The organism is Streptomyces sp. NPDC096040 (genome assembly GCF_040303265.1).
In the GTDB taxonomy this organism is placed as follows: Bacteria; Actinomycetota; Actinomycetes; order Streptomycetales; family Streptomycetaceae; genus Streptomyces.
Map to the genome: position 1 here is coordinate 320,642 of NZ_JBEOTA010000007.1, position 11,676 is coordinate 332,317.

The 11,676-nt window shown below is 70.2% G+C and carries 6 protein-coding genes and 1 pseudogene; 5 read left to right on the forward strand and 2 right to left on the reverse strand.

The genetic code is table 11. The features are described from left to right. The first annotated feature begins 213 nt into the window (after positions 1-213). Positions 214-1,557, forward strand: a complete 1,344-nt coding sequence (locus tag ABTY98_RS12055) for an endonuclease domain-containing protein (protein ID WP_352220761.1) — start codon at positions 214-216, stop codon at positions 1,555-1,557. A 79-nt stretch (positions 1,558-1,636) separates the two neighbouring features. On the opposite strand, the gene ABTY98_RS12060 is transcribed toward ABTY98_RS12055, so the two are convergent. Further along, positions 1,637-4,651, reverse strand: coding sequence for a S53 family peptidase (locus ABTY98_RS12060; RefSeq protein WP_352220762.1), 3,015 nt, complete (start codon positions 4,649-4,651; stop codon positions 1,637-1,639). Positions 4,652-5,246: 595 nt separating this feature from the next. After that, a pseudogene (locus ABTY98_RS12065) lies at positions 5,247-6,179 on the reverse strand (nSTAND1 domain-containing NTPase); the annotation flags it as partial. Between the two features lie 314 nt (positions 6,180-6,493). Between ABTY98_RS12065 and ABTY98_RS12070 the strand changes: the two are divergent. The 4 genes from ABTY98_RS12070 (at position 6,494) to ABTY98_RS12085 (ending at position 11,296) form a co-directional block, all read left to right on the forward strand. Beyond that, a complete protein-coding gene (locus ABTY98_RS12070; RefSeq protein WP_350776880.1) occupies positions 6,494-6,640 on the forward strand; it encodes a hypothetical protein in 147 nt (48 codons plus the stop codon). 8 nt (positions 6,641-6,648) lie between these two features. After that, positions 6,649-7,650, forward strand: coding sequence for a peptidoglycan-binding protein (locus ABTY98_RS12075; protein ID WP_352220764.1), 1,002 nt, complete (start codon positions 6,649-6,651; stop codon positions 7,648-7,650). Between the two features lie 197 nt (positions 7,651-7,847). Beyond that, positions 7,848-8,399 (forward strand): hypothetical protein, encoded by a 552-nt coding sequence (locus tag ABTY98_RS12080; protein WP_352220765.1) that lies wholly within the window; start codon positions 7,848-7,850, stop codon positions 8,397-8,399. A gap of 35 nt (positions 8,400-8,434) precedes the next feature. Next, the gene (locus ABTY98_RS12085) at positions 8,435-11,296 is read left to right on the forward strand and encodes a M48 family metalloprotease (RefSeq protein WP_352220766.1); all 2,862 of its coding nucleotides are present in this window, start codon (positions 8,435-8,437) and stop codon (positions 11,294-11,296) included. Positions 11,297-11,676: the final 380 nt, after the last annotated feature.

An 11,676-nucleotide genomic window follows, 5' to 3' on the forward strand; every position in this document is an offset into this window, starting at 1 on the left:
GATGCGGAGTAAACCGTCGCGGCACTGACGCCGAAGCCAGCCTGCAGTTGTTCCCGCGTCCGCGCCCGTCCGCGCATGGTTGAGAAGTGCGCCGCGTTGTCGGGAGCAGGCAGCCAAGCCACCAAAGCTGCGGCCGACAGGAATGTCAGTGGCCCGCGCCGACCGAGGCGTTTGGAGACCCGTGGGCTCGTTGCAGGCCGTTAGCCTGTCGGTATGTCAGAGCGTGTCATGCCCGGTCGCACGGACGGCCTGATCACCCTGGGTGCCGCGGACGCTCTGTGGGTCAATCTGACGGCCGACAGCGCTGTACCGACGGCTTCCGGGGCGTTCACCTGCTCTCCTGCCCGTGCCCGGGTGGGGTACGTCCTGCTCGGCGACCATGTGGTGGCGACGGTGAGGGTGAGCGGCGGTCAGTGGAGTGTTCCGGAGGGTGAGGTGCGCCGGGCGGCCGCGTTACTGAACGCGGTGGGGATGGATCGGCAGGACCTGGTCCGCATCGGTCCGTTTCGTGGGGCGCCGAGACAGGAGGACAACGGGGAAACGCCGATGCGTTGGCGCCGGCGCATCACGGGGGAACTGCGGGAACTGGGCGGCCCCCAGCGGGCAGCACGACGTGAAGTCGACCGGCCGTACCACCTGGCGGGGATCGACTGGCGACAGATACTCGTGGAACAGACCCGCGACGGGACACAGCGGACGTGGTGGCTGCCGCGCGCCGTGGTCAGACTGCTGGACGCGGCCGAGCACGCCGAAACGCAGTGGGTGCAGGCCGCGCGGAGCGGCCAGGCAAGCAGAGTCACCACCGGGCCGCCCTCCCACCCCCGGCAGGCCCGAGACGCGGACGGTCGGCAGCCGACGAGCCCCGAAGGCCCTACCGCCTCACTGCGCCCGTACGACAAAGAGCTGGAGGGCCAGCTGTACTCGGTGCTCAGCAGGAAGCCCGGTACCTCCCGCAGGGTCGCCGGGTGGGCGTGCGCCGTCTGCCGCACCGCGCCCGCCACCGTGCTCGACCACTGCCACGAACACGGCTACGTCCGCGCCCCTGTCTGCCAGTCCTGCAACACACAGGAACGCCCCGACCACCTGTACAGCAACGACATCCGCGTGGCGAACCGCTACACACGCCTCTTCCACACCGACACCGACGACTGGCTCCGCCACTGGCACCGCTGCCCCGGCTGCCGCGCACGCACCACCCTGCCCCTGCCGCACCTCGCCGCGTGGACCGCCCAGATAGCCTGCCGATCGCTGCGCCCGACCCACCGAGCCTCCCGCGGGCGCACGCCCTGCGGTGTGCTGCGCGTGTCCTGGACGGGCAGTCAGAACACGCCCCGTTCCTGCCTGCTCACTGTCGCCGTCGACTGCTGCCCCTCCGGCGAGCACCGTGTCCTGGCGCAAGTCCCCTACCGCGAAGCCGCCGAGCGGTTTCGTGTCTGGCTGGCCGAGACGGCCCCCGCCGTGGCCGCCGCGGCCGGTCCCGACCGACTGGACGGCCTCCCCGTCCAGCCCCGGCCAGTCATCGCGGACACCAGCGGCGAGGATCTGGAACTGTTCTGAGCAACGTATCCCTGAGTGCAACGATGCCCCGTCGTCCGGAATGGTCGGCGGGGCATCGCGGTCGTGTCGTCGGTGGGCGTCAGCTGATGTAGCCGGCCACGTCGGCGATCACGTTGGTGGTGCTGTTCGTGTAGAAGTCCACCTTGCCGTCGGAGCCGACGGGCACGACGACCTGGTTGGCGATCGTCTTGCCCTGCACCCAGTTCAGGTTGGAGGCCGTCGGGCGGCTGTGGCCGTCGGCCCAGGCGGTGAGGTATCCAGTGCCCGTGGTGCCGGTGACGGTGACGGTCAGCGCGACCGCCTTGACGCCGGTGGACGGGATGGCGTCACGCCCCGAGATCTGCAGGGCCAGGGTCTTGCCGGCGCCCAGCGCCGTCGTCTGACGTGTGTCCAGCAGGCGCAGCGGGGTGACCGTGTGGAAAGCCGAGCCGCTGGTGGAGAAGTAGCCGGAGACGTCGGCGATCACGTGGCTGGTGCCGTGGACGTAGATGCTGACGTTGCCGTCGCTGCCGATCGGCACGACCACCAGGTTGGGGATGGTGGTCCCGGTGGCCGACCAGTTGACGTTGGACGCGGTCGGGCGGGTGGCGCCTTCGGGGTAGGCCTCCAGGTAGCCCCCGCCGACGGTCTGGGTGGCCGTCAGGTTGAGCACCACGGAGGTGGCGCCGGTCGGTGCGCCACCGTGACCGCGGACCTTGAGGCTGATCACCGCGTTGGAGATCTTGGTGGTGGTGGAGATGCCGACCTTGGAGCGGGTGTCCAGCAGGCGGGCCGGGGGCAGCGCCGTGTACTTCGAGCCGGTGGTGCCGCTGGTGTAGTAGCCCTGGACATCGGCGATCAGGTGGGTGGTGCTGCTCGTGTAGAGGTCCACCACGCCGTCGCCTGCCACCTTGACGGTCGCCGAGGCGGCGATGGTCTGGCTCGCGCCGGTCCAGTCGAGGTTGCTGGTCGACGGCTTGCTGGTGCCGTCGGCCCAGGCGATCAACGAACCCGCGCCGGTGGTGCCGGTGACCGTGAGGTTGAGCACGACAGCGGTCACGCCGCTGCTCGGGATCCCCCCGGCTCCCTCGATCTTAACCGGGGCGGTGCCGCCCGCGACCAGAGGCTTCGTGGTCGGGATGGAACTGAGTCCCCAGCCGGTGCCGTTGCGGGTGTCCAACAGGCGCTTGGGACTGCTGAGCGGGTGGAAGGTGGAGGCGCCCGTGGCGGCCGTGCCCTTGGCCGCGCACAGTGCGGTGGTCAGACCGGCCTCCTTGGGCGAGCCCAGACCGGTCACCTCGTCGTAGCCGGCCGCCGCCGTGTAGCCGGTCGCGTATACGGAGTTGTCGCCGCTGGTGACGTCCCAGAAGTCCGTCGGGTAGCTGCTCCGTGCGGCCTTGTAGAGGGCGTTGTTGAGGAAGCCGACCCGGCCGTTGGCCTGGCAGGCCGTGCCGGCGTTGGCCTGGACGATCGCGGCGGCCCAGGTCGGGGCCGCACCGCTGGTGCCGCCGACGAGGCCGGGGACGGGGCTGGAGGACTGGCTGTCGTCCTGGAAGTAGATCGGATACCCGTCGGCCGGGTCTGCCAGAGCGGCGACGTCCGGAACGGCACGCTTGGTGGTGGTGGCGACACCGCCCTGGTAGACGACGGGAGCCCAGCGCGAGGAGACGCCGCCACCAGTACCGCCGGAGGCGTTGCCCCACGTCGTCTGGGTGGTGGTGCTGCCCGAGGTGGTCATCGTGGTGCCGCCGACACCGGTGACGTAGGGCTGGCTCGCGGGGTCGTCGACAGCCTTGGCCGTGGAGCCGGTCGCGCGGTAGCAGTCGCTGGAGCCGTCGTCGCCCGAGGCGGCGACGACGCTCTGGCCCTGGGCGGCGGCCTCCGCGAAGACGGTGTTCTCGGCACTCGCGGTCGCGCTGCTCTCGACCGCCTCGCACTCACCCCAACTGGTGGAGATGACCTGCGCCTGGTCGTCGGTGACCATCCGCTGGTAGACGTCGAGGACGTTCTGGTCGGTCGCGGACACGGCGTCCGGCCCCTGGTAGTCGATGACGGCGGCGCCGGGCACCAGACCTATCAGGTCCTCGATGTCGAGCGCCGACTCCACGCCGACCGATCCGTCGGTGGCCGGCGCGCCGGCCCCTGCCGTCGTGTCGACGTACACGGTGGACACCGAGGTGCTGGTGCCGACGCAGGACTGGTACGCGGCGATGCTGCCGGCGTCGACGTTCTCCAGCTCGAACACGGCCACGGTCTGCCCCGCACCGGTGGTGGCGGAGTCGGTCATCCCGTAGGCGCCGGCCAGCTTGCCGGGGCTGTAGTAGTCGGTGCCGTCGGTCAGGCCCGAGCCGGTGAAGTCGGCGCACAGTGCCGGGGTGTACGTGTGGGGGGCCACCGTGCGCGAACCGCGTCCGGAGACGGTGGCGGTGGCAGAGCTGCGCCTGCTTGCGCGACGTACCGCGGAGTGGTGACTGCTGACGGTGCTGATGCTGCTCAGGCCGACGATCCCGGTCACCGAGGACGCCACCTTCGCGGGCAGCGAGGGAGCCGAGGTGTTGAGGTAGTCGGTGGTGCCGTCCTTGAGCCGGACGTCGCGAAAGCCGGTGTCGAAGGCGTGGGACGCCTGGGCGGCGGTGGCGGTGACCGGGATGGACAGGCCGTCCGGGCTGACCTTGCCGGGGTGAAGACCGGCCGCCTTCAACGCCTGTGAGACTCCCGCGATGATGGCCCGCGTGGGACCGAAGACCGCGGCGAACTGCCCCTTGGCCAGGTAATGGTGGTACTGGGCGTTCCCCGGTGTGGACACCGCGGTGACGAAGTCCGCCAGCGACTGCGGATCACGCGGAGCCAGGTTCACGCTGAGGTGCAGCGTGGTTCCCGACGCGGTCGCGCCGGTCACCGTCGCCCCCACCGGGACACGCGGGGCCGCCCCTATTCGCCTGGGGCCGCCCGATCCGGCCGCTCCCCCTTGTGCGACCGCTCCAGTGGCGGTCCCGGTGACGGCGATGAGAGCGAGTACAGCGGTCGAAGCCGCAGTGATCGCCCTGGCCCGTCTGCCGGTCTTGGCTGCCGCGCGCCCGGGACGTCCCGGCCCGGCGTGGACCTTCTTGGCCATGCAGAAATCTCCTAGAAACTGACGCACCATCACATCTGTGGCCGTGACGGTGGTCGAAGCGTCACTCGGGCCGACAGGTGCATCCACGTCACAAGGCGCGCAGGAGCTATCCCTCTTAACCGAAGTGTGCGCATTTCTTATCAGATCACGACGGTTACTGTCTCTGTTGGCCCGAGAACCATGAGCGGATCTTTACGCCACCGCAGCAAGGCGAGCCTGTGCGCCACATCGTCGATGTGTTGACCGCGCGGCTGCGGATCACCGCGAGCCCACACCCGCCGTCACCTCGCAGGTCGGCCGGCCTTTTCAGGACGCCCGCGCCCCGTCCTCCCGCGCCCCGTGTTCCGACAGCAGCAACGGCGCCTCGAAGCACTGGGGATTCCGTGAAAGGATGCGCTCCCATCTCAGCCCTCGGGGGGGCAATTCACAGGGGTAAAGGGCCACGGCGGCCAGGTCCAGTTCGACGGCCAGTACGTCACCATCACGCCTGGATTGTCCTTCCAGTGGCAGTGATCATCGTTACGGTGAAACTTGCAGGGATCGAGTCCTAGGCACCGGCTCTTATGGGGGCGCGATGGGCAGACGTCGCGGTTTCTTCGCGGAGCTGAACTACCATCAGCGGCAGGGCCCCGGGCTCGCCTTCGACCTCGTCGAGGATGCGCGCGGTCAAGGATCGTTCCACGATCATTCCCGCGGCCTGGGCGGGTTTGACGATGGCCTCGCGCAGCTCGTCACGGCTCATCGGACCAGTCAGCAGGGTGCCGTCCTGCAATGCGGCGGTCAGCGCAGAGTGTTCGGCGCAGCGGCTGAGGAAGTCCGCGCGTACGACGATGACAACGCGCAACCGACTCGCCGGGTCGATGGCGGCCAGGAGGCGGTCGATGAACTCGTCGCGTTCGGCCGGATCGGGGCAGAGGGTGTAGAGCTCTTCGAACTGGTCGACGATCAGCCAGGTGTCGCCGTCGGTGTCCTTCGGTATCAGGCGCTGCTCGTGGGTGCGCAGGGGATGCTCACCAGGAGTGAGTACGCGCAGCGCGGCCGGGTCGCGGAGACGAGGGATGAGGCCGGCACGCAGCAAGGAGGATTTGCCGCTGCCCGACGGGCCGAACACCGCGGTGAACCGGCGTGAGGAGGTGAGCTGGAGCAGGCGGTCGGTGAGTTCATCTCGGCCGAAGAACAGGTTGGCGTCTCCGGGTTCGAAGCGGGCCAGCCCCCGGTAGGGCGGCTCAGCGTCCTCGCCCTCGGTGCGCGGCTCGGCTGCCGCTTCCGCGGCCGCCTCGCGCCACCGCGCCTCCCACTCGGCCTCATCGCCGCCGCAGGCACGCACGTAGGCCAGCACGACCGGCAGCGTCGGCAGCCGCTCACCCGCAGCCGCCTGCGACAACGTGCTCGCCCCCTGCCCGGCGCGCTGCGCCATCACCCGGTACGTCGGACTCCCGCTCTGCGCGCGGAGTTTACGTAACTCGGCGGCAAGTCGCTGTGCTGGCCCGGCGCTCGGGTCGAGCGGACTCTCCGGACGCCCCGCCATCGACAACACCCCCGTTGCCCCGCTTCCCCCGTGGACGCGGCGCTGTGGCTCGTGAAGTTACGCGCACCCGTGACGCAAGGGCAACCACAGGCGCCTTCTTTGGTCAGCAGCCGGACTTCACCCTTGTGAGCTGCAGTTCAGTCATTGATCAGGTTGGTGTAGGCGGCTGCCCATTCAATTCCCGGCCCGCTGAACTCGGTGATGCAAGGTGGTCGCCAAGCCTCATCGCCGGCCGCCGGAGAGCTCGACTGATCTCCGGTGCGAACGCGTGGCCAGGCGGCCGACGCCCGAGAAAGCGAAAGGAGCAAGCGTTCATGAGCGAGAACGAGCAGACGCCGCCTTACCCGGAGGGCGGCGCGGGGGTCTTCGACGTCGACCCTGACCAGACCGGCGTCAGCCAGGACCCCGCCCACGAGGTCACCTCCGACCTCGACGCACTCCCCGACGACATGGAGCTCTGACACCAGCCATGGGAACCGCAAACGGAATGATCGCCGCTGCCCGCAAGCTGCTCGGTACCACCGAGCACCCGCCCGGCTCCAACCACAACAACATCACCTCCTGGTACGGCTTCTCCGGCCCCTGGTGCGACATGTCCATCAGCTACGAGGCCGCCCACTCCGACAACATCACCGCCGTCATGGGCAAGTTCGCCCTGACCACCGCCCACGCCCGCGCCTTCCAGTCCCACGGCCGCTGGCACTACGGCCTCGGCGGCATCCGCCCCGGCGACGTCGTATTCTTCGACTTCTCCGGCGGCCGCTCCATCAGCGGCATCGACCACGTCGGCCTGGTGGAGGCAGTCCACTCCAACGGCACCATCACCACTCTTGAGGGCAACACCTCCGACGCCTTCCGCCGCCGGATCCGCGGCCGCGCCTGCGTGGTCGGCTACGGCCGGCCCGCCTACGACGGTGCGGCCCCCATGCCCAGCCACGACGGCATCCTGCGCAAGGGCTCCACCGGCAACACCGTCAAGACCCTGCAGAAGAACCTCAACACCGTCCAGAAGGCAGGCCTCACCGTCGACGGACAGTTCGGCGCCGCCACCGACAAGGCGGTCCGCACCTTCCAGACGAAGCACAAGCTGACCGTGGACGGCGAGTACGGCCCGCACACCGCCGCCGTGATGAAGGCCGCCCTCGCCGGACACACCGGCGTCATCAAGCCCAAGGCACTCGTCGCCCCGGCCGGCCTGCTCGCCGTGGACGGCGAGTTCGGGCCCGCCACCTGCGCCGCCCTGCAGCGCATCCTCAACAGCAAGAGCGGGGCCGGGCTGGACGTCGACGGCGCGTTCGGTCCGCTGACCGTCAAGGCCCTGCAAGCCTACTTGCAGGTCACCGCCGACGGCGTCACCGGACCCGACACCATCACCGCCCTCAACAAGCACCTCGGCCTCACCCCGCAGGAGACCTGGGACACCAACACCACCGCCCAACTCCAGAAGGCACTGAACGCGGGAGCCTTCTGACCGTTCGGTGCCGGGCACCCCTCAGGTGCCCGGCGCCGGCGGTCGAGGCCGGTTCGGATTACGTGAAGAACGCGGACAGCCAGGGGAATTCGCCGTGCCGGATGTTCCCCCCGCAGTACCTTGAAGGGACTTAGCGCATGGACGGGATGACGGGGGATGTGGTGAACGGGGGACCGGAAACGGCTGGTGGGACACCGGTGCGGGATGTCGTCCGAGTGATCGTCAACGAGCTGGCGCCGCATGAGCTGATCTTGCTCGACGGGCTCCTCCTGGTGGACGACGACACCGCCTTGCGGCGTCTTGCGAGTGGGCAGGACCGCGATCCACTGGGATTCGGACTGGGTGAGGCCGCCGCTCTGGTGACCCCCGTGGTGTGGATGGCCCTGGATGAGGCGGCACGTCAGATCGTCTCCGCCGGCGTTGCCACGGCCGGCCGGCGTTCGAGGCTGTGGCTGCGCCGGATCGGGCGCCGGCCGGCGGCGCCACGCGTGCTGCCTCCACTGGAACCGGCGCAGCTCGAAGCCGTACGACTGCGGGTGGTTGAGCTGGCTGCGGAGAGCGGTCTGGAGCGCGGGGCGGCCGAGGCGCTCGCCGAACGTGTCGTGGCCCGGCTCGTGCTGCCCGCGGAACAGGAACAGGTCGACAGCCCCGAACAGGACCAGGACGGCGGCGCGGGCCCGCACCCCACCGCCCCGGCTGACGCTGGGCCCCAAGACGGGCGCGGACCGGACTCAGGAGACCGCACATGAGCGCGGACGCGGCGCCGTTATCCCCTTCCGGCCGAGTGGACGAGCGCCTCCTCGGGGCGGGTACCGGTCCGCGGTTCATCCTGCTCATCGTGCTGTTCCTGACCAGCAGCGCCACCGTGGCGTCGGCCATCGGTCAATCGCTGACCGATCCCCGCAACATGTCCGTGGGCTGCGCCCTGGCCGCCGGAGCCGATCCGCAGGGTGACTTCCTGGGCGTTGGCCTGGCCACGGTCAGGTCGGACAAGGCATTCCGAGCATGTCTGGACCGTTTCGCCCCGCACGCCTCCCCCTGGCTGGTGCCGTCCGCCGTGGCGGTACTCGTGCTGGTCGCCGTTGCCCTGTACTGGACGCTGCCCTGGTGGAAGCAACGCCGCCGCAGGCTCGTACCGGTCGAGGCGATCGACCGGCACGGCGAGTTGCTCGCCGTCCTCGGCGAACTCGTCGACGTCGCCGGCCTCACCCGACAGCCGCGCTTCGTCGTAGCCCCCGCGGCACGCACTGCGAGTGCCGTGGTCTTCGGACGGTGGCGCCGCCATGTCGTCTGCCTGCACGGCGGCCTCGTAGCGGTCCGGCACCACGATCCGCTGCGGTTCCGCGCCGTGGTGCTGCACGAACTGGCGCACATCCGCAACCGGGACGTCGACATCACCTACGCGACGGTGGCCCTGTGGCGCGTCTTCCTGTTCACCGTCCTTCCGGGCTACGCGGGCTGGACAGGGCTGACCCTGCACGTGTCGCTGTCGTCGGCGGTGTTCGCTGCCCCGTCGCTGGTGGCCACCTCACGCGACATGGCGGCCACAGCGGCCATGATCGCTTTTGTCTTCCTGGCCCGCGCCGACATCCTGCGCACACGCGAGCTGTACGCCGACGCCGACGCCATCCGGTGGGGGGCCGACCCTGCGGGCTGGCTCGGCGCGACCGACAGGGCGAGCCGGGACCGCGGAAGGCTCGGTACGGCTCTTTGGTCCTTCGTCTCCCTGTGGCAGAGCCATCCCGACTGGGAGCGGCGCAGACAGGCGCTCGCCGACACGCAGGAGCTGTTCCGTTCCTCCGCGCTCACTCTGTTCCTCACGGGCGCGACCGCGTCGATCTGCGCCGGACAGTTGTACGGGTTCGGAACCGGGTGGATGGTCCATCTGGCCGCGGACACGGTCGCTGGTCTGATCGCGACGACGGTCGGCGTGACCCTGTGGCGTGCCGCGGCCCGGGCTGTGCTGACGGGCGGCCGAGCGCCCTCGGGTCTGCGCGCCGGGTGGTGGCTGGGGCTGGGGCTCGCCCTCGGGGAGGTACTGACCGGCAGCGTCTCCGGGTTGCGTGTGCTGCCCAGACACCCCGAGGCGTTCGCACTGCTCGTCGTCATCAGTGTGGTGGTCACATGCTGGACGGCGCAGTTCGCCGACCTCGTACTGCGCTGCTGGCGGGGACGCGGCCTGCGGCCGGTGTTCGCCGTGGGTCTTCTGGCCACGCTGGCCGTTTTCGCCATGTCGTACGACTGGTGGCAGAGCAGCGGCAAGCTCTTCGCGGCGGGCTGGCCGTACTCGGAGTCGGCGATCCGCACAGCACTCCAGCAGGATCTGCCGGGTCCCGCCCTCGGCCGGAGCACGCTCACGGCGATCGCCGTGGTGATGTCGGTCGTCTGGCCGTGGGAGGCGGACACGTCACTGCTGTGGGCGGCGACAGCCCTGTGGGCGCTGCCGTTGCTGGCGTGGGCGGGCGGGGCGACGGCCAACACACCGACGTGGGTGATCCGTGCGCTGCCGCCGGGGCAAGAGAGCGTGTGGCAGGCCGGGCGGCTGCCGTCGTTTCGACGGCTCGCCCTGGCCGCGGCCCTCGGAGCCGGCGGCGCCTGTCTGGGTGTGGTCGTGGTGCTGGCCCGGGTGCACGCCGTGCGGCCGCCGACCGGCCAGATGCTGGAACAGCAGGTCCTGCTGCTGGCGACATGGCTCGTCGTGGTGGTCATCGGGGCGGTCGTGGCCACGGCAGCGGTGACCGGTTCGGCGACAGCCCGGTTCCCGGTGCCGGCCGCGGCCGGGGCCGCCGGGGTGACGGGCCTCGCCGGCGTCACCGTCGTCTTCCTGCTGATCTCGGCCGACGGCTGCGTGAGCGGCCTGGCCACGCTGCGCACCACCTGCGCTTGGACGCCCGGGGGCGCCTGGCCGTTGACCGAGTTGGTGCTGCCACTCGTTCTGGGACTGGCCGTGTTCGTCTCCGCCTTCATTGCCGTGGTCGCCATGGCGGCCCGGCGGCTGCTGAGAGCGGTGCGCCCGCACACCGGTGACCGCGGCCGGCGCTCGCCCCTGCGTCCTCCGCGGAATCCCGCCCGGCTCAGCGGCCCGACCCGCAAGGCCGCGGTGGCGGTCATCTGCCTGGCCGGCCTCACGCTGAGCACCGCGGCGAGTTTTCCCCTCGGCGCCGGTGGACACTCCGGCGTCCGCACTTCGCTGACCCGTGAAAACCTTGTTCCCGCCCAGACCACCACGCCGTCCGCGGAGGTACTCGCCCTCGAGTCGGACGCATGGCTACGTCTCGGAGGAAGGAAGCTCCTGGCCTCGATCACCGGCGAACTCCTGGACATCCTGAAGGCCCTTGAGGACGACAGAGCCCTCACCGACCGCGGCTATGCGGCCCGCGTCATAAGCCCGCACTGCCTCGGACTGCAGACGGCCGCCCAGCAGCTCGGCGCCTACTTTCCGCTGCCCGACCCTGCTCTGGAGCAACGGTGGCCGGCGCTGCTGGCGCAGGCCCGGACGATCAGCGCAGACTGCCGGCGAGCCATCGACGACGGGAAGCAGGACCTCTACGTCAAGAGCATGGAAGAGATCATCGGCGTCGCTGACCGTCTGGGCACCATCCTCCCCCAGGTGACCGCGGAAGCCGGTGGCCATCTAAGCCGGTGACCGCACCGGCAACCACCGAGGCGGTGGGCTGCGGCGCTGGGTGTCACAGCGCACCCACCTCGACGCTCACCCGGATACCGGGCCTGGCTACCAAGGGGGCCGAAGCGCAATACCGGACGGACCAGGTTCACCCCCCTCGGCCCTGGCCCGGTTCACCAGCTGTTCGGCCGACTCCTGGTCCAGCTCGGTCAGTCACGCCAACTCGGCCCCCGTGCGTGCGATGTGCGAACTCTCGCGGGGCCGCTCGTCCGCCGACAGTGACAGGCCCTCCGCCCGCATCCGCTCCTAGACGAGTCTTTCCGAACACGGTCAGTGGTCATAGGCGGTCAGTGAGCGGCTGACCGCCTGCCCGGTCTGGAAGTTGTGCCAGATCGCGGCGG

Bases quoted from the DNA above. Each gene is read 5' to 3' on its own strand.
- ABTY98_RS12060 (WP_352220762.1), bottom strand. From the start codon at position 4,651: ATGGCCAAGAAGGTCCACGCCGGGCCGGGACGTCCCGGGCGCGCGGCA.
- ABTY98_RS12075 (WP_352220764.1), top strand. From the start codon at position 6,649: ATGGGAACCGCAAACGGAATGATCGCCGCTGCCCGCAAGCTGCTCGGT.
- ABTY98_RS12070 (WP_350776880.1), top strand. From the start codon at position 6,494: ATGAGCGAGAACGAGCAGACGCCGCCTTACCCGGAGGGCGGCGCGGGG.
- ABTY98_RS12055 (WP_352220761.1), top strand. From the start codon at position 214: ATGTCAGAGCGTGTCATGCCCGGTCGCACGGACGGCCTGATCACCCTG.